Raw genomic sequence first — 17,585 nt, 5'->3', positions numbered from 1 at the left:
TCCTTGTACTGTGGGGGCACCACTTTGAGCACGACTAACCATGATCACCACATTTACGTTCTGATGGGCGTATCAGGCAGTGGCAAATCCGCTGTCGCCAGCGAAGTGGCGCATCAGCTGCATGCCGCGTTTCTTGATGGCGATTTTCTCCATCCGCGTTGCAACATCATGAAAATGGCCTCCGGCGAGCCGTTGAATGACGACGACCGCAAGCCGTGGTTACAGGCGCTGAACGATGCGGCGTTTGCGATGCAGCGAACCAATAAGGTATCGCTGATTGTCTGTTCCGCACTGAAAAAACACTATCGCGACCTGCTGCGCGACGGTAATCCAAACCTGTCTTTCATCTACCTGAAAGGGGATTTTGACGTTATCGAAAGCCGCCTGAAGGCACGTAAAGGCCACTTCTTTAAAACGCAGATGCTGGTAACTCAGTTTGACACGCTGGAAGAGCCGGGCGCTGACGAGAGCGATGTACTGGTGGTGAATATCGATCAGCCGCTGGAAGGTGTCGTGGCAAGCACCATTGAGGTCATTAACAAAGGCAGTAAGTAGTGAGTACATTAACGCTTGTTTTAACAGCAGTAGGTTCTGTTTTACTGCTGCTGTTTTTAGTGATGAAGGCGCGTATGCACGCCTTCGTTGCTTTGATGGTGGTGTCTATTGGCGCAGGTCTCTTTTCCGGTATGCCGCTCGATAAAATCGCGGCGACGATGGAAAAAGGGATGGGCGGTACGCTTGGCTTCCTGGCGATTGTCGTCGCACTGGGCGCCATGTTCGGCAAAATTTTGCATGAGACGGGCGCAGTCGATCAGATTGCCGTCAAAATGCTCAAATCTTTCGGCCACAGCCGCGCGCATTACGCGATTGGTCTGGCGGGGCTGATTTGCGCGCTGCCGCTGTTCTTTGAAGTCGCCATTGTGCTGCTGATCAGCGTCGCATTCTCTATGGCGCGCCATACCGGAACAAACCTTGTGAAGCTGGTCATTCCGCTGTTTGCGGGCGTGGCGGCGGCTGCGGCGTTTCTGCTGCCCGGGCCTGCGCCGATGCTGCTGGCGTCCCAAATGCACGCTGATTTTGGCTGGATGATCCTGATTGGTCTGTGCGCGGCAATCCCTGGCATGATCATCGCCGGGCCGCTGTTTGGTAATTTCATTGGCCGCTATGTGGAACTGCATGTCCCGGACGACATTACCGAACCGCATCTGGGCGAAGGTAAAATGCCGTCATTTGGCTTCAGCCTCTCGCTGATCCTGCTGCCGCTGGTGCTGGTGGGGCTGAAAACGATCGCCGCGCGCTTTGTCGCGGAAGGTTCCAGCGCTTACGAATGGTTTGAGTTTATCGGCCACCCGTTCACCGCGATTCTGGTGGCGTGCCTGGTGGCAATCTATGGCCTGGCGGTGCGTCAGGGGATGGCGAAAGATAAAGTCATGGCGATCTGCGGTCAGGCGCTGCAACCGGCGGGCATTATTCTGTTGGTGATTGGCGCAGGCGGCGTGTTCAAGCAGGTTCTGGTGGATTCCGGCGTTGGCCCGGCGCTGGGCGAAGCGTTAACCGGCATGGGCTTGCCGATTGCCATCACCTGCTTCGTGCTGGCGGCAGCGGTGCGTATCATTCAGGGTTCCGCGACCGTCGCGTGCTTAACGGCGGTGGGGCTGGTGATGCCGGTGGTGGAACAACTGAACTTCTCCGGCGCGCAGATGGCGGCATTGTCTATCTGTATCGCGGGCGGTTCTATCGTGGTCAGCCACGTAAACGACGCCGGTTTCTGGCTGTTCGGTAAATTCACTGGCGCGACCGAAGCGCAAACGCTGAAGACCTGGACGATGATGGAAACTATTCTCGGCACCGTCGGCGCGATTGTCGGTATGGTTGCGTTCCAGCTTCTGAGCTGAGTCTTGTTGCCCGGTGGCGCGCCGCTTACCGGGCCTACAAGTGAGCACATATCCACACCGTAGGCCGGGTAAGCGCAAGCGCCACCCGGCTTTTTTACATCCTCAGCCTTTCATCCACATCCGAATGCCGTCCAGGAACATTTGGGTCGCCATCATCACCAGAATCAACCCCATCAGACGTTCCAGCGCGTTAACCCCTTTCTCGCCCAGCAGACGCAGGAACAGCGACGATTGCAGCAGAATCACAAACGTGCCGCCCCAGGCGATCAGCAGAGCGATGACCAGATGCCCCATCTGGTTCGGATACTGATGCGATAACAGCATCAGCGTCGCCAGGATGGTCGGGCCCGCCACCAGAGGGATAGCCAGCGGTACGATAAACGGTTCTTCGCCCGCCGGGAGTCCGGCGCTGTTGCCTGATGCGCTGGGGAAAATCATCTTAATGGCGATCAGGAACAGAATAATCCCCCCGGAGATCGACACGGTTTCCGCCCGCAGGTTGAGAAAGGCCAAAATTTTCTCGCCCGCAAACAGGAAAATGAGCATCAGTAAAAGCGCAATAAACAGCTCGCGAACCATAATCGCCCGGCGGCGCTTTGGTTCGGTATGTTTCAGTACGGACATGAAAATGGGCAGGTTTCCGAGTGGATCCATAATCAGGATCAATAAAACTGCCGCTGAAATGATTTCATTCATAACTCAAATTCCCTGATAATTACTGCGGACTTTCTGCTTGCTTAGGAAGCGGGATAAGTCGCATTACTGATGGCTTCGCTATCATTGATTAATTTCACTTGCGACTTTGGCTGCTTTTTGTATGGTGAAGGAAGAACCAGTAGGACACTGGTTTGCATACACAGCACACATCTTTGCAGGAAAAAAACGCTATGAAAAATGTTGGTTTTATCGGCTGGCGCGGTATGGTCGGCTCTGTACTCATGCAACGCATGGTTGAAGAGCGCGACTTCGATGCCATTCGCCCTGTTTTCTTTTCTACTTCCCAGCTTGGGCAGGCAGCGCCGACGTTCGGCGGTACGCCCGGCGGCACACTTCAGGATGCCTTTGATCTCGACGCGCTGAAGGCGCTTGATATCATTGTGACCTGTCAGGGCGGCGATTATACCAACGAAATCTATCCAAAGCTCCGTGAAAGCGGCTGGCAGGGCTACTGGATTGACGCGGCATCCTCGCTGCGCATGAAAGACGACGCCATCATTATTCTTGATCCGGTTAATCAGGATGTCATTACCGACGGCCTGAACAACGGCATTAAAACCTTCGTCGGCGGTAACTGTACCGTCAGCCTGATGCTGATGTCGCTGGGCGGTCTGTTTGCTAATGACCTGGTGGACTGGGTTTCTGTTGCGACTTACCAGGCGGCGTCCGGCGGCGGCGCGCGTCATATGCGCGAACTGCTGGCGCAGATGGGCCACTTGTACGGTCACGTAGCCGATGAGCTGGCGACCCCTTCTTCCGCGATCCTCGACATTGAGCGCAAAGTGACGACCCTGACCCGCAGCGGCGACCTGCCGGTTGATAACTTTGGCGTACCGCTGGCGGGCAGCCTGATTCCGTGGATCGACAAACAGCTCGATAACGGCCAGAGCCGCGAAGAGTGGAAGGGCCAGGCGGAAACCAACAAAATTCTCAACACCTCTTCCGTGATCCCGGTGGATGGTCTGTGCGTGCGCGTCGGCGCGCTGCGCTGCCACAGCCAGGCGTTCACCATTAAACTGAAAAAAGACGTGTCTGTTCCGACCGTGGAAGAACTGCTGGCCGCGCACAACCCGTGGGCGAAAGTGGTACCCAACGATCGTGATATTACCCTGCGTGAGTTAACCCCGGCAGCCGTTACTGGCACGCTCACCACGCCGGTTGGCCGCCTGCGTAAGCTGAACATGGGGCCGGAGTTCCTCTCCGCCTTTACCGTTGGCGATCAGCTGCTTTGGGGCGCGGCAGAACCGCTGCGCCGTATGCTGCGTCAGCTGGCGTAATTGTGATGGCCTGGTGGCGCGACGCTTATCAGGCCCACCAATAACGTGAATCATCAGGCCGGATAACGCATCGCCGCCATCCGGCAAACAAAACAGAGTTTAAATGTTGGGTGCTGAGTCACCCTTTTTTTGCGTAATACAGGAGTAAGCGCAGATGTTCCAATATTTACCAGGAGTAAGATAAAGCATTGGCTATTCTTTAAGGGTGTCTTAATACCGGAGGTATTAAGCCTTAGCCTGAAGGTGGGACGGGGCAGAGAGGATGCACATTGGTGCTGCGCCGTTCAGGTCAAAGAAGTGTCACAACCTGATGTCGAAGATCAGTTGGAAGGGGTGACACCATAAAACAGGAAGACAGCCATGTCCGATCGTATCGATAGAGACGTGATTAATGCGCTAATTGCGGGCCATTTTGCGGACCCTTTTTCCGTACTTGGTATGCACCAAACCACCGCGGGACTGGAAGTCCGCGCCCTATTGCCTGATGCCACCGAAGTGTGGGTGATTGAACCGAAAACCGGACGTAAAGTCGGCAAACTGGAATGTATCGACTCACGCGGTTTTTTTAGCGGTGTGCTCCCCCGACGCAAAAATTTCTTTCGCTATCAGCTCGCTGTTGTCTGGCATGGACAGCAGAATCTGATTGACGATCCTTACCGTTTTGGCCCGCTGATCCAGGAAATGGATGCCTGGTTACTGTCTGAAGGCACGCATTTACGCCCGTATGAAACGCTGGGCGCACATGCCGACACAATGGACGGCGTTACTGGAACCCGTTTTTCCGTCTGGGCGCCGAATGCCCAGCGCGTCTCCGTCGTTGGGCAATTCAACTACTGGGATGGCCGCCGCCACCCGATGCGCCTGCGCAAAGAAAGCGGTATCTGGGAGCTGTTTATTCCCGGCGCGCAACACGGTCAGTTGTACAAGTTCGAGATGATCGATGCGCATGGCAAGCTGAGAATCAAAGCCGACCCGTATGCGTTTGAAGCGCAAATGCGCCCGGAAACGGCCTCGCTGATCTGCGGTCTACCGGAAAAAGTGGTGCAGACGGAAGAGCGCAAACAAGCCAACCGGTTCGATGCGCCAGTCTCCATCTATGAAGTGCATCTGGGCTCGTGGCGTCGTCATACCGATAACAATTTCTGGCTGAGCTACCGCGAACTGGCGGATCAGCTTATTCCATACGTAAAATGGATGGGCTTTACCCACCTCGAACTGCTTCCTGTTAATGAACATCCCTTTGATGGCAGCTGGGGCTACCAGCCGACCGGGCTGTATGCGCCGACCCGCCGTTTCGGCACGCGCGATGACTTCCGCTATTTCATCAATGCCGCTCATCAGGCGGGTCTGAACGTCATTCTTGACTGGGTGCCGGGCCACTTCCCGTCGGATGATTTTGGTCTGGCGGATTTCGATGGCACCAAACTGTATGAGCACAGCGACCCGCGCGAAGGGTATCACCAGGACTGGAACACGCTTATCTATAACTACGGGCGCCGTGAAGTCAGCAACTATCTGGTCGGGAACGCGCTTTACTGGATTGAGCGTTTCGGCATTGATGCGCTGCGTGTAGACGCCGTGGCGTCGATGATTTACCGCGACTACAGCCGCAAAGAAGGCGAGTGGATCCCCAACGAGTTCGGCGGGCGTGAGAACCTGGAAGCCATTGAGTTCTTACGCAATACCAACCGTATTCTGGGAGAACAGGTGTCTGGCGCGGTGAGCATGGCCGAGGAGTCCACTGACTTCGCTGGCGTGTCCCGACCACAGGATATGGGCGGACTGGGTTTCTGGTACAAATGGAACCTGGGCTGGATGCATGACACGCTGGACTACATGAAGCTGGACCCGGTTCATCGCCAGTATCATCACGATAAGCTGACCTTCGGCATGCTCTACAACTACACCGAAAACTTTGTCCTGCCGCTGTCGCATGACGAAGTGGTGCATGGCAAAAAATCGATTCTCGACCGTATGCCTGGCGACGCCTGGCAGAAATTCGCCAACCTGCGCGCCTATTACGGCTGGATGTGGGCGTTCCCCGGTAAGAAACTGCTGTTTATGGGCAACGAGTTCGCCCAGGGGCGCGAGTGGAACCACGACGCCAGCCTTGACTGGCATCTGCTGGAAGGCGGCGACAACTGGCACCACGGCGTACAGCGGCTGGTGCGCGATCTCAACCATACCTATCGCCACCATAAAGCGCTGCATGAACTTGATTTTGACGCTTACGGTTTTGAATGGCTGGTGGTGGATGATAACGAACGTTCGGTGCTGATTTTTGTCCGCCGCGATAAAGTCGGCAATGAAATCATCGTCGCCAGCAACTTTACCCCGGTGCCGCGCCATGACTATCGTTTTGGCATCAATCAGCCAGGGAAATGGCGGGAGATTGTGAATACCGACTCCATGCACTACCACGGCAGCAATACCGGCAACGGCGGGGTGGTGCACAGCGACGAGATCGCCAGCCACGGCCGCCAGCACTCATTGAGTCTGACGCTGCCGCCGCTGGCCACCATCTGGCTTGTGCGGGAGGGTGAATGACGCAACTGGCAACCGGCAAAGCGACACCGCATGGCGCGACGTATGACGGTCATGGCGTCAACTTCACGCTTTTTTCGGCGCATGCAGAGCGCGTTGAACTGTGCGTGTTTGATGCGCTCGGCAATGAGCAGCGGTATGACCTGCCGGGGCGCAGCGGCGATGTCTGGCACGGCTACCTTGCCGACGCCAGACCCGGCCTGCGCTACGGGTATCGCGTACACGGCCCGTGGCAACCCGCGCAAGGGCACCGCTTTAACCCGGCAAAACTGCTTATCGATCCCTGCGCTCGCCGCGTTGAAGGAGAGCTGAAGGATAACCCGCTGCTGCACGGCGGGTACGACGAGCCGGACCATCGTGATAATGCCGCCGTTGCCCTGAAGTGCGTTGTCACCGCCGACCGCTATGACTGGGAAGATGACGCCGCGCCGCGCACGCCGTGGGGCAACACGGTCATCTACGAAGCGCATGTGAAGGGGCTGACGTACCTGCATCCGGCGATCCCGTCAGAGATTCGCGGCACCTGGAAGGCGCTGGGCCATCCGGTGATGATCGCGTATTTCAAGCAGTTGGGCATTACCGCGCTGGAGCTGTTGCCGGTGGCGCATTTTGCCAGTGAACCGCGCTTACAGCGCCTGGGGCTGTCGAATTACTGGGGCTATAACCCGGTGGCGATGTTCGCGCTGCATCCGGCTTATGCCTGCTCCCCGGAAACGGCGCTGGATGAGTTTCGCGATGCCATCAAAGCGCTGCATAAAGCCGGTATTGAAGTCATTCTTGATATTGTGCTGAACCATAGTGCGGAGCTGGATCTCGACGGGCCGCTCTTCTCCCTGCGCGGAATCGACAACCGTAGCTATTATTGGATCAAGGAGGATGGCGACTATCACAACTGGACCGGCTGCGGCAACACCCTCAATCTGAGCCATCCCGGCGTGGTGGAGTTTGCGTGCGAGTGCCTGCGCTACTGGGTTGAAACATGCCATGTGGACGGTTTTCGTTTTGATCTGGCCTCCGTGATGGGGCGCACCCCAGCGTTCCGTCAGGATGCGCCGCTGTTTACCGCCATCAACAATTGCCCGGTATTGTCGAGCGTGAAGCTCATTGCTGAGCCCTGGGATATCGGCGAAGGCGGCTATCAGGTGGGGAATTTCCCGCCGCCGTTTGCCGAGTGGAACGACCATTTCCGTGACGCGGCCCGCCGCTTCTGGTTGCAACGCAATCTGCCCCTCGGTGAGTTTGCCGGACGTTTCGCCGGTTCCAGCGATGTGTTTAAACGCCACGATCGCCTGCCCAATGCGTCCGTCAATCTGATCACCGCGCATGACGGTTTTACGCTGCGCGACTGTGTTTGTTTCAATCAGAAACACAATGAGGCGAACGGTGAGGAAAATCGGGACGGCACCAACAACAATTACAGTGATAATCATGGTAAAGAGGGATTAGGCGGCACGCTGGATCTGATTGAACGGCGGCGCGACAGCATTCACGCCCTGCTGACCACGTTGTTGCTCTCTCAGGGAACGCCGATGCTGCTGGCGGGCGATGAACACGGCCATAGCCAGCACGGCAACAATAACGCTTACTGCCAGGATAACGCGTTAACCTGGCTGGACTGGCAGCAGGCAAACAGTGGGCTAACCACCTTTACCGCTGCATTGATTCATCTTCGCCAGCAGATACCGGCATTAGTGGGAAATCGCTGGTGGGAAGAAAATGACGGCAATGTTCGTTGGCTGAATAAAAATGCAGAGCCCTTAAGCGCGGGCGAGTGGGAAAACGGGCCGAAACAGATGCAGATCCTGCTTTCAGACCGCTTCCTTATCGCGATAAACGCCACGCTTGAGGTGACAGATATCGTTTTACCTGAAGGGGAGTGGCACGCTATTCCCCCATTCGCTGGAGAGGATAATCCGGTGATTACGGCTGTCTGGCAGGGACCTGCGCACGGACTGTGTGTGTTCCAGAGATGATAAAAAAGGAGTTAGTCATGGTGAGTTTAGAGAAGAACGATCGTGTAATGTTGGCGCGCCAGCTGCCATTAAAATCTGTTGCCCTGATCCTGGCCGGTGGCCGTGGTACACGCCTGAAAGATTTAACCAACAAACGTGCCAAACCTGCCGTGCACTTTGGCGGTAAGTTCCGCATCATCGATTTTGCCTTATCCAACTGTATTAACTCCGGGATCCGCCGTATTGGCGTGATCACGCAATACCAGTCTCATACTCTGGTACAGCATATTCAGCGCGGCTGGTCATTCTTCAGCGAAGAGATGAACGAATTCGTCGACCTGCTTCCCGCCCAGCAAAGGATGCAGGGCGAAAACTGGTATCGTGGAACGGCGGATGCCGTGACCCAGAACCTGGACATCATTCGTCGCTATAAAGCGGAATATGTGGTGATCCTCGCGGGCGATCATATCTACAAGCAGGACTACTCGCGCATGCTGATCGACCACTTCGAAAAAGGAGCGCGCTGTACCGTGGCGTGTATGCCGGTGCCGATTGAAGAGGCCACCGCGTTTGGCGTGATGGCGGTGGACGAGAGCGACAAGATCATCGAGTTTGTTGAAAAACCGGCGAATCCGCCAGCCATGCCTGGCGACGCGACGAAATCTCTCGCCAGCATGGGGATCTACATTTTCAACGCCGATTATCTGTATGAGTTGCTGGAGGAGGACGACAAAGACGACACCTCCAGCCACGATTTCGGTAAAGATATCATCCCAAAAATCACCAAAGCTGGTATGGCATATGCGCATCCATTCCCGCTGTCCTGCGTGCAGTCCGATCCCGAATCTGAGCCTTACTGGCGCGATGTGGGCACGCTGGAAGCCTACTGGAAAGCCAACCTCGACCTGGCCTCGGTGACGCCGGAACTCGACATGTATGATCAGGACTGGCCGATCCGCACGCACATGGAGTCTCTGCCGCCTGCGAAATTTGTTCAGGATCGCTCCGGCAGCCACGGCATGACGCTCAACTCGCTGGTCTCCGGCGGGTGCATTATATCCGGTTCGGTGGTGGTGCAGTCCGTCCTGTTCCCGCGCGTGAGGGTGAACTCATTCTGTAACATCGATTCGGCAGTCCTGCTGCCAGAGGTCTGGGTTGGACGCTCATGCCGCTTGCGTCGTTGCATCATCGATCGCGCCTGCGTAATCCCGGAAGGGATGGTGATTGGCGAAAACGCGGAAGAAGATGCCCGTCGTTTCTACCGTTCAGAGGAAGGCATTGTGCTGGTCACGCGTGAAATGCTGCGCAAATTGCAGGTCAAACAGGAGCGATAATGCAGGTTTTACATGTATGTTCAGAGATGTTCCCCCTGCTAAAAACAGGTGGTCTGGCGGATGTGATTGGCGCGTTGCCTGCGGCACAGATTGCGGATGGTGTGGATGCTCGTGTGCTGCTTCCTGCATTTCCTGATATTCGTCGGGGCATCCCGGATGCGCAGGTAGTGACCCGGCGCGATACCTTTGCGGGAAGAATTACACTCCTGTTCGGGCATTATAACGGCGTGGGAATCTACCTGATTGATGCGCCGCATCTGTATGACCGTCCAGGAAGCCCTTATCACGATACGAATTTATTCGCCTATACCGATAACGTCCTGCGGTTTGCGCTGTTGGGATGGGTGGGATGTGAAATGGCCTGCGGGCTTGATCCATTCTGGCGCCCGGATGTGGTGCATGCGCACGACTGGCATGCAGGCCTGGCGCCTGCGTATCTGGCTGCGCGCGGGCGTCCGGCGAAATCGGTGTTTACCGTACACAACCTGGCCTATCAAGGCATGTTTTATGCACATCACATGGATGACATCCAACTGCCATGGTCGTTCTATAACATGCATGGTCTGGAGTTTAACGGGCAGATTTCATTCCTGAAGGCGGGGTTGTATTACGCCGACCATATTACGGCTGTGAGCCCGACCTATGCGCGTGAAATTACCGAGCCGCAGTTCGCGTACGGGATGGAAGGCCTGCTGCGTCAGCGTCATCAGGAAGGGCGTCTGTCCGGCGTGCTGAATGGCGTGGATGAGAAAATCTGGAGCCCGGAAACGGATCTGCTGCTGGCGGCGCGCTATACGCGTGACTCGCTGGAGGAGAAAGCGGAGAACAAGCGCCAGCTACAGATTGCGATGGGGCTGAAAGTGGATGACAAAGCGCCGCTGTTCGCCGTGGTCAGCCGTCTGACCAGCCAGAAAGGGCTGGATCTGGTGCTGGAGGCGTTGCCGGGATTGCTGGAGCAGGGCGGGCAACTGGCGCTGCTGGGCGCGGGCGATCCGGTATTGCAGGAAGGATTTTTAGCGGCGGCGGCGGAACACCCTGGTCAGGTGGGCGTGCAGATCGGCTATCACGAAGCCTTCTCTCACCGCATCATGGGCGGGGCGGATGTCATTCTGGTGCCCAGCCGCTTTGAGCCGTGCGGCTTAACGCAGTTATACGGACTGAAGTACGGCACGCTGCCGCTGGTGCGGCGTACCGGTGGGCTTGCTGATACGGTGTCGGACAGTTCGCTGGAAAACCTGGCGGACGGCATCGCCAGTGGGTTTGTATTTGAAGATAGTAATGCCTGGTCTCTGTTACGGGCGATCCGGCGTGCTTTCGTGTTGTGGTCCCGACCTTCGCTCTGGCGGTTTGTGCAACGGCAGGCTATGGCCATGGATTTTAGCTGGCAAGTCGCGGCGAAGTCTTACCGCGAGCTTTACTATCGCTTGAAATAGTTATCCAGGAATCACCTATATGAATGCTCCATTTACTTATGCATCGCCCACTCTTAGCGTAGAAGCGCTTAAGCATTCTATTGCCTACAAACTGATGTTCACGATTGGTAAAGATCCGGTCATTGCCAATAAACATGAATGGCTGAACGCCACGCTGTTCGCGGTGCGCGATCGCCTCGTGGAACGCTGGCTGCGTTCTAACCGTGCTCAACTGTCGCAGGAAACCCGTCAGGTCTATTACCTGTCGATGGAATTTTTGATTGGCCGAACCCTCTCCAATGCCTTGTTATCGTTGGGTATTTATGACGATGTTAAAGGGGCGCTGGAAGCGATGGGGCTGGATCTCGAAGAACTGATTGATGAAGAGAACGACCCCGGTCTTGGCAACGGCGGTCTTGGCCGTCTGGCGGCGTGCTTCCTTGATTCGCTGGCGACCCTGGGCCTGCCGGGGCGCGGCTATGGAATTCGCTACGACTACGGCATGTTCAAGCAGAACATTGTCGAGGGGCGGCAGAAAGAGTCCCCGGACTACTGGCTGGAATACGGCAATCCGTGGGAGTTCAAACGCCATAATACGCGCTACAAAGTGCGTTTCGGCGGGCGAATTCAGCAGGAAGGCAAGAAAGCCCGCTGGATTGAAACCGAAGAGATTCTGGCGGTGGCCTATGACCAGATTATCCCGGGCTATGATACCGACGCCACCAACACGCTGCGCCTGTGGAGCGCTCAGGCCAGTAGCGAAATCAACCTTGGTAAATTTAACCAGGGCGACTATTTCGCGGCGGTAGAGGATAAAAACCACTCTGAAAACGTATCCCGCGTGCTTTACCCGGATGACTCCACCTATTCGGGACGCGAGCTGCGCCTGCGTCAGGAGTACTTCCTGGTTTCCTCAACGGTACAGGACATTCTGAGCCGCCACTACCAGCTGCATAAAACCTATGACAACCTGGCGGATAAAATCGCCATTCACCTCAATGATACCCACCCGGTGCTGTCGATCCCGGAACTGATGCGCTTGTTGATTGATGAGCACAAATTCAGCTGGGACGATGCGTTTGAGGTGTGCTGCCAGGTCTTCTCCTACACCAACCACACGCTGATGAGCGAAGCGCTGGAAACCTGGCCGGTGGATATGCTGGGTAAAATCCTGCCGCGTCATTTGCAGATCATCTTTGAGATTAACGACTACTTCCTGAAAACGTTGCAGGAGCAGTATCCCAACGATACCGCTCTGCTGGGGCGGGCGTCGATTATCGATGAGTCCAACGGTCGTCGCGTCCGTATGGCGTGGCTGGCGGTAGTGGTGAGCCATAAAGTGAATGGCGTGTCGGAGCTGCACTCTAACCTGATGGTGCAGTCGCTGTTTGCTGATTTTGCGAGTATCTTCCCGACCCGCTTCTGCAACGTGACCAACGGCGTGACGCCGCGCCGCTGGCTGGCGCTGGCGAACCCGTCGCTTTCTGAGGTGCTGGACGAAAATATCGGGCGCACCTGGCGTACGGATCTCAGCCAGCTAAGCGAACTACAGCAGCATTGCGATTTCCCGCTGGTGAATCACGCGGTGCGCCAGGCGAAGCTGGAAAACAAAAAACGGCTGGCAATACTCATCGCTCAGCAGTTGAACGTGGTGGTCAATCCGAAGGCGTTGTTTGATGTGCAGATTAAACGTATTCACGAGTACAAACGTCAGTTGATGAATGTGCTGCATGTGATTACGCGTTATAACCGCATCAAGGAAGATCCTGAGGCGGAATGGGTGCCGCGCGTGAATATCTTTGCCGGTAAGGCGGCTTCGGCCTATTACATGGCGAAGCACATTATTCACCTGATCAATGACGTTGCTAAGGTGATCAACAACGATCCGCAGATTGGCGATAAGCTGAAAGTGGTGTTTATCCCGAACTACAGCGTGAGCCTGGCGCAGGTCATTATTCCTGCCGCCGACCTGTCTGAGCAGATTTCGCTGGCGGGTACGGAAGCGTCCGGCACCAGTAACATGAAGTTTGCGCTTAACGGCGCGCTGACCATCGGTACGCTGGACGGCGCAAACGTCGAGATGCTGGAGCATGTGGGGGCGGAGAATATCTTTATCTTTGGTAATACGGCGGAAGAAGTGGAAGAACTGCGCAAGCAGGGCTATAAACCGCGCGAGTATTACGAAAAAGATACGGAGCTGCACCAGGTGCTGACGCAGATCGGCAGCGGCGTGTTCAGCCCGGAAGAGCCGGGGCGCTACCGTGATCTGGTGGATTCGTTGATTAACTTTGGCGACCACTATCAGGTGCTGGCGGATTATCGTAGCTATGTTGATTGTCAGGATAAGGTGGATGAATTGTATCGTCATCCCGAAGAGTGGACCGCGAAAGCGATGCTCAATATCGCCAATATGGGGTATTTCTCTTCCGACAGGACGATCAAGGAGTATGCCGAAAATATCTGGCACATTGATTCGGTAAGGCTGTAACAAGGGACAGGACTAGCTGTAGGCCGGATAAGACGTTAGTCGCCATCCGGCAAAAGGCCCGGTGGCGCTGACGCTTACCGGGCCTGTGGACTGTTTTGTAGGCCGGATAAGGCGTAGCCGCCATCCGGCATTGTCATTACGACGCCAGCGACAACTGACGTTTGCCAATATATTCCGCCAGCCACTGGCTCACGCGGGACTGCTGCTCGGCGTTGAGCCACATCCCTTCTTTGGTGCGGCGCCACAACGCGTCGTCCGCGCGACGTACCCATTCGTGATCCACCAGATACTTCAGCTCCGCTTCGTAAAGTTCGTGACCGAAATCTTCACCTAACTCGGCAACGGAGGTGGCTTCGCCGAGTATCCACTCGGTATTGCTGCCGTAGGTGCGGGAATAATGACGCGCCAGCGACTCCGTCAGGAACGGATAGCGGCGGCGCAGTTTGGCCGCGTAATCTTCACGATCGCCGCCGATATCCCCGCCAGGAAGCACGCACTCTTTAGTCCAGGCCGGGCCAATGCCCTGGTAATAGGACGACAGTTTTTCCATTGCGTGTTCGGCCAGCTTACGATAAGTGGTCAGCTTACCGCCGAATACCGACAGCAGCGGCGCTTTGCCGTTTTCATCGTGGATATCCAGCGTGTAGTCACGGGTGATCGCCTGCGGAGAATCGGACTCGTCATCGCACAGCGGACGCACGCCGGAGTAGGTCCAGACGATATCGTCGCGGCCCAGTTGTTTCTTGAAGTGCGCGTTATAGACTTTCAGCAGGTAATTGATTTCGCTTTCATCAATTTTCACTGCTTTCGGATCGCCTTTGTACTCCACGTCAGTGGTGCCGATGATTGAGAACTCATCCATCCACGGAATCACAAATACGATACGCTTATCTTCGTTTTGCAGGATATAAGCCTGTTTCTGCGTATGCACGCGCGGCACCACAATGTGGCTGCCTTTGATCAGACGAATGCCGTAGGGTGAAGGCAGGTGCATACCGTCGTCGAAGAACTGTTTTACCCACGGCCCCGTGGCGTTGACCAGACCACGCGCCTGCCAGGTGTGCTTTTTACCGGTATCGATATCTTCCGCTTCTACGATCCACAGACCGTTTTCACGACGGGCAGAGGTCGCTCGGGTACGGGTTAACACTTCCCCGCCTTTACGCACCACCATTTGGGCGTTTGCCAGAACCAGACGCGCATCGTCTACCCAGCAGTCAGAATATTCGAAACCGCGCACGATCTCCGGTTTCAGCACCGAATCTGCGCCAAAACGCAAACCGGTTGAACCGGGCAGACTGGTGCGTTTGCCCAGATGATCGTACATAAACAAACCAATTCGGATCATCCATGCCGGGCGCAGGTGCGGGCGGTGAGGCAGGCGGAAGCGCATCGGGAAGGCGATGTGCGGCGCCATTTTCAGCAGCACTTCACGTTCGGCCAGCGCTTCGCTGACCAGGCGGAATTCGTAGTGTTCAAGGTAGCGCAAGCCACCGTGAATTAATTTAGAGCTGGCGGAAGAGGTTGCACAGGCCAAATCCTGCGCTTCCAGCATGAGCACGGATAAACCACGTCCGGCGGCGTCTGCCGCGATACCCGCACCGTTAATGCCCCCGCCTATCACAATCAGATCTTTGGTTTCCATGCTACCCTCTTGCACTTTCGTTAAAGCTCAAAAATGTTCGTTATCGAGCATAATAGCAAAAAAACGAGCTGGTGGTAACATCGAAAAAACATTTTAGAGTGATACATATAACATTATGGCGTTTACTTACCCCGGCGACGTACACTGAACGGTAAAATAGCCATCTGCATATAAAGCCTGCATATAAAAGAAAGAGAGACTCATGGATCAGTTTGAATGTATTAATGTCGAAGAAGCTCACCAGAAGCTGCACCAGGGAACGGCGGTGCTGGTGGATATCCGCGATCCGCAAAGCTATGCGATGGGCCACACGCCGCAGGCATTCCATCTGACCAACGATACGCTGGGCGCGTTTATGCGCGACCATGATTTCGATACCGTGGTGATGGTGATGTGCTATCACGGCAATAGCAGCAAAGGCGCGGCACAGTACCTGCTACAACAGGGTTATGACGCGGTTTACAGTATTGATGGCGGGTTTGATGCCTGGCACCGCCATTTCCCCTCAGAGGTGGCATTTGGCGCTTAAGCCCACAAAGATGCAGCCTGAAGCCGGAAGGGCCTATATACTGTCCTCTTTTGTGTGGACTAAGCGACAGCAACAATGTTGATGATTACCTCTTTTGCTAACCCCCGCGTGGCGCAGGCATTTGTTGATTACATGGCGACGCAGGGCGTTATCCTGACGATTCAACAACATCATCAAAGCGATGTCTGGCTGGCGGACGAATCTCAGGCCGAGCGCGTGCGGGCGGAGCTGGCGCGCTTTCTGGAAAATCCCGCCGATCCGCGTTATCTGGCGGCAAGCTGGCAGTCCGGTCATACCGGCAGCGGGCTGCACTATCGCCGTTTCCCGTTTATCGCCACATTGCGCGAGAGGGCGGGCCCGGTCACCTGGCTTATTATGATCGCCTGTATCCTGGTGTTCGTTGTGATGAGCATCGTCGGCGCGCAGAGCGTCATGGTGTGGCTGGCGTGGCCGTTTGATCCGTCACTGAAATTTGAGTTCTGGCGCTATTTCACCCATGCGTTTATGCATTTCTCGTTAATGCATATCCTCTTCAACCTGTTGTGGTGGTGGTATATCGGCGGGGCGGTGGAAAAACGTCTGGGCAGCGGAAAACTGATTGTTATTACCGTCATCAGCGCATTGCTGAGCGGTTATGTACAGCAGAAGTTCAGCGGCCCGTGGTTTGGTGGGCTTTCCGGCGTGGTTTACGCGCTGATGGGCTACGCCTGGCTACGTGGTGAACGCGATCCGCAAAGCGGCATATATCTACAGCGTGGGCTTATTGCTTTTGCGTTGATCTGGATTGTTGCCGGGTGGTTTGATGTGTTTGGCATGTCGATGGCGAACGGTGCGCACATCGCCGGGCTGGCCGTGGGGCTGGCGATGGCATTTGCTGACACGGTGAATGCGCGAAAACGAACATGATTGGGGTTGCGCCGGATGGCGGCGAAACGCCTTATCCGGCCTACTAAAAATGCACGGTCGGTAGGCCGGATAAAACGCCAGGCGTCGTCATCCGGCAAAATTCCAGGGAATAACAATGAAACAGACACAACGTCATGACGCTATCATCGAACTGGTAAAAAAGCAGGGATACGTCAGCACTGAAGAACTGGTGGAACATTTCTCCGTCAGCCCACAAACCATCCGTCGGGATCTCAACGACCTGGCGGAGCAGAATATGATCCTGCGCCACCACGGCGGCGCGGCGTTGCCTTCCAGCTCGGTCAACACGCCGTGGCACGATCGTAAAGCGACGCAAACGGCGGAGAAGGAACGTATTGCGCGGAAAGTCGCCACGCAAATCCCCAACGGTTCAACGCTGTTTATCGATATCGGCACGACGCCGGAAGCGGTGGCGCATGCCTTGTTGGATCACAGTAACCTGCGCATTGTGACCAACAATCTCAACGTGGCGAACACGCTGATGGTGAAAGAGGATTTTCGCATTATTCTCGCTGGCGGTGAGCTTCGCAGCCGTGACGGCGGCATTATTGGCGAAGCGACGCTCGATTTCATCTCTCAATTCCGCCTGGATTTTGGCATTCTGGGGATCAGCGGTATCGACAGCGACGGGTCGCTGCTGGAATTTGATTATCACGAAGTACGCACGAAACGCGCGATTATTGAAAATTCACGCCATGTGATGCTGGTTGTGGATCACTCTAAGTTTGGTCGTAATGCGATGGTGAATATGGGCAGCATTAGCCTGGTGGATGCCGTCTATACCGATATGACGCCGCCAGCAGGGGTATTGCAGGTACTTACCGACCACCATATTCAGTTAGAGTTGTGCTGATCGTGATTGTAG

The 17,585-nt window shown here is 55.6% G+C and carries 13 protein-coding genes; 11 read left to right on the top strand and 2 right to left on the bottom strand.

Features of this window, described 5'->3' with window-relative positions:
* Window positions 1-24 precede the first annotated feature (24 nt).
* On the top strand, window positions 25-555 hold the full coding sequence (gntK, locus tag CKO_RS20720) for a gluconokinase (RefSeq protein WP_024131019.1): 531 nt from the start codon (window positions 25-27) through the stop codon (window positions 553-555).
* Window positions 555-1,895 (top strand): gluconate transporter, encoded by a 1,341-nt coding sequence (gntU, locus tag CKO_RS20715; protein WP_024131018.1) that lies wholly within the window; start codon window positions 555-557, stop codon window positions 1,893-1,895. The genes gntK and gntU overlap by 1 nt, the downstream gene beginning before the upstream one ends.
* Before the next feature lie 102 nt (window positions 1,896-1,997).
* Here gntU and yhgN read toward each other — a convergent pair whose 3' ends face one another.
* A complete protein-coding gene (gene yhgN / locus CKO_RS20710) occupies window positions 1,998-2,591 on the bottom strand; it encodes an NAAT family transporter YhgN (RefSeq protein WP_012135540.1) in 594 nt (197 codons plus the stop codon).
* A gap of 191 nt (window positions 2,592-2,782) precedes the next feature.
* On the opposite strand from yhgN, the gene asd reads away from it, so the two are divergent.
* The 6 genes from asd (at window position 2,783) to glgP (ending at window position 13,619) form a co-directional block, all read left to right on the top strand.
* Window positions 2,783-3,889 carry an aspartate-semialdehyde dehydrogenase gene (gene asd, locus CKO_RS20705; RefSeq protein ID WP_012135538.1) on the top strand — a complete coding sequence of 369 codons (1,107 nt, stop codon included), beginning with the start codon at window positions 2,783-2,785 and terminating at the stop codon, window positions 3,887-3,889.
* 360 nt (window positions 3,890-4,249) lie between these two features.
* Window positions 4,250-6,436, top strand: a complete 2,187-nt coding sequence (gene glgB / locus CKO_RS20700; RefSeq protein WP_012135537.1) for a 1,4-alpha-glucan branching enzyme — start codon at window positions 4,250-4,252, stop codon at window positions 6,434-6,436.
* Window positions 6,433-8,406: a glycogen debranching protein GlgX gene (glgX, locus tag CKO_RS20695; protein ID WP_012135536.1), complete on the top strand. Its 1,974-nt coding sequence runs from the start codon at window positions 6,433-6,435 to the stop codon at window positions 8,404-8,406. Before glgB ends, glgX begins: the two co-directional genes overlap by 4 nt.
* Before the next feature lie 17 nt (window positions 8,407-8,423).
* Entirely contained in the window at window positions 8,424-9,719 is a 1,296-nt protein-coding gene (glgC, locus tag CKO_RS20690; RefSeq protein WP_024131017.1) for a glucose-1-phosphate adenylyltransferase, read from the top strand.
* Complete coding sequence (gene glgA / locus CKO_RS20685; RefSeq protein ID WP_012135534.1) at window positions 9,719-11,152, top strand: glycogen synthase GlgA; 1,434 nt, start codon at window positions 9,719-9,721, stop codon at window positions 11,150-11,152. Before glgC ends, glgA begins: the two co-directional genes overlap by 1 nt.
* 19 nt (window positions 11,153-11,171) lie before the next feature.
* Window positions 11,172-13,619, top strand: a complete 2,448-nt coding sequence (gene glgP / locus CKO_RS20680) for a glycogen phosphorylase (RefSeq protein ID WP_012135533.1) — start codon at window positions 11,172-11,174, stop codon at window positions 13,617-13,619.
* Window positions 13,620-13,755: 136 nt separating this feature from the next.
* On the opposite strand, the gene glpD is transcribed toward glgP, so the two are convergent.
* The gene (gene glpD, locus CKO_RS20675; protein ID WP_012135531.1) at window positions 13,756-15,264 is read right to left on the bottom strand and encodes a glycerol-3-phosphate dehydrogenase; all 1,509 of its coding nucleotides are present in this window, start codon (window positions 15,262-15,264) and stop codon (window positions 13,756-13,758) included.
* 202 nt (window positions 15,265-15,466) lie between these two features.
* Here glpD and glpE point away from each other — a divergent pair, with 202 nt between their 5' ends.
* The 3 genes from glpE to CKO_RS20660 all read left to right on the top strand — a co-directional run bounded on the left by glpE (window position 15,467) and on the right by CKO_RS20660 (window position 17,573).
* Window positions 15,467-15,793, top strand: coding sequence for a thiosulfate sulfurtransferase GlpE (glpE, locus tag CKO_RS20670; RefSeq protein WP_012135529.1), 327 nt, complete (start codon window positions 15,467-15,469; stop codon window positions 15,791-15,793).
* Window positions 15,794-15,868: 75 nt separating this feature from the next.
* A complete protein-coding gene (gene glpG, locus CKO_RS20665; protein WP_012135528.1) occupies window positions 15,869-16,699 on the top strand; it encodes a rhomboid family intramembrane serine protease GlpG in 831 nt (276 codons plus the stop codon).
* Between the two features lie 115 nt (window positions 16,700-16,814).
* A complete protein-coding gene (locus CKO_RS20660) occupies window positions 16,815-17,573 on the top strand; it encodes a DeoR/GlpR family transcriptional regulator (protein WP_012135527.1) in 759 nt (252 codons plus the stop codon).
* The last annotated feature ends 12 nt before the right edge of the window (window positions 17,574-17,585 follow it).

This window comes from Citrobacter koseri ATCC BAA-895 (genome assembly GCF_000018045.1).
Lineage (GTDB): Bacteria > Pseudomonadota > Gammaproteobacteria > Enterobacterales > Enterobacteriaceae > Citrobacter_B > Citrobacter_B koseri.
The sequence above is the reverse complement of the archived record's forward strand: the minus strand, read 5'-3'. Positions and strand labels throughout refer to the sequence as shown.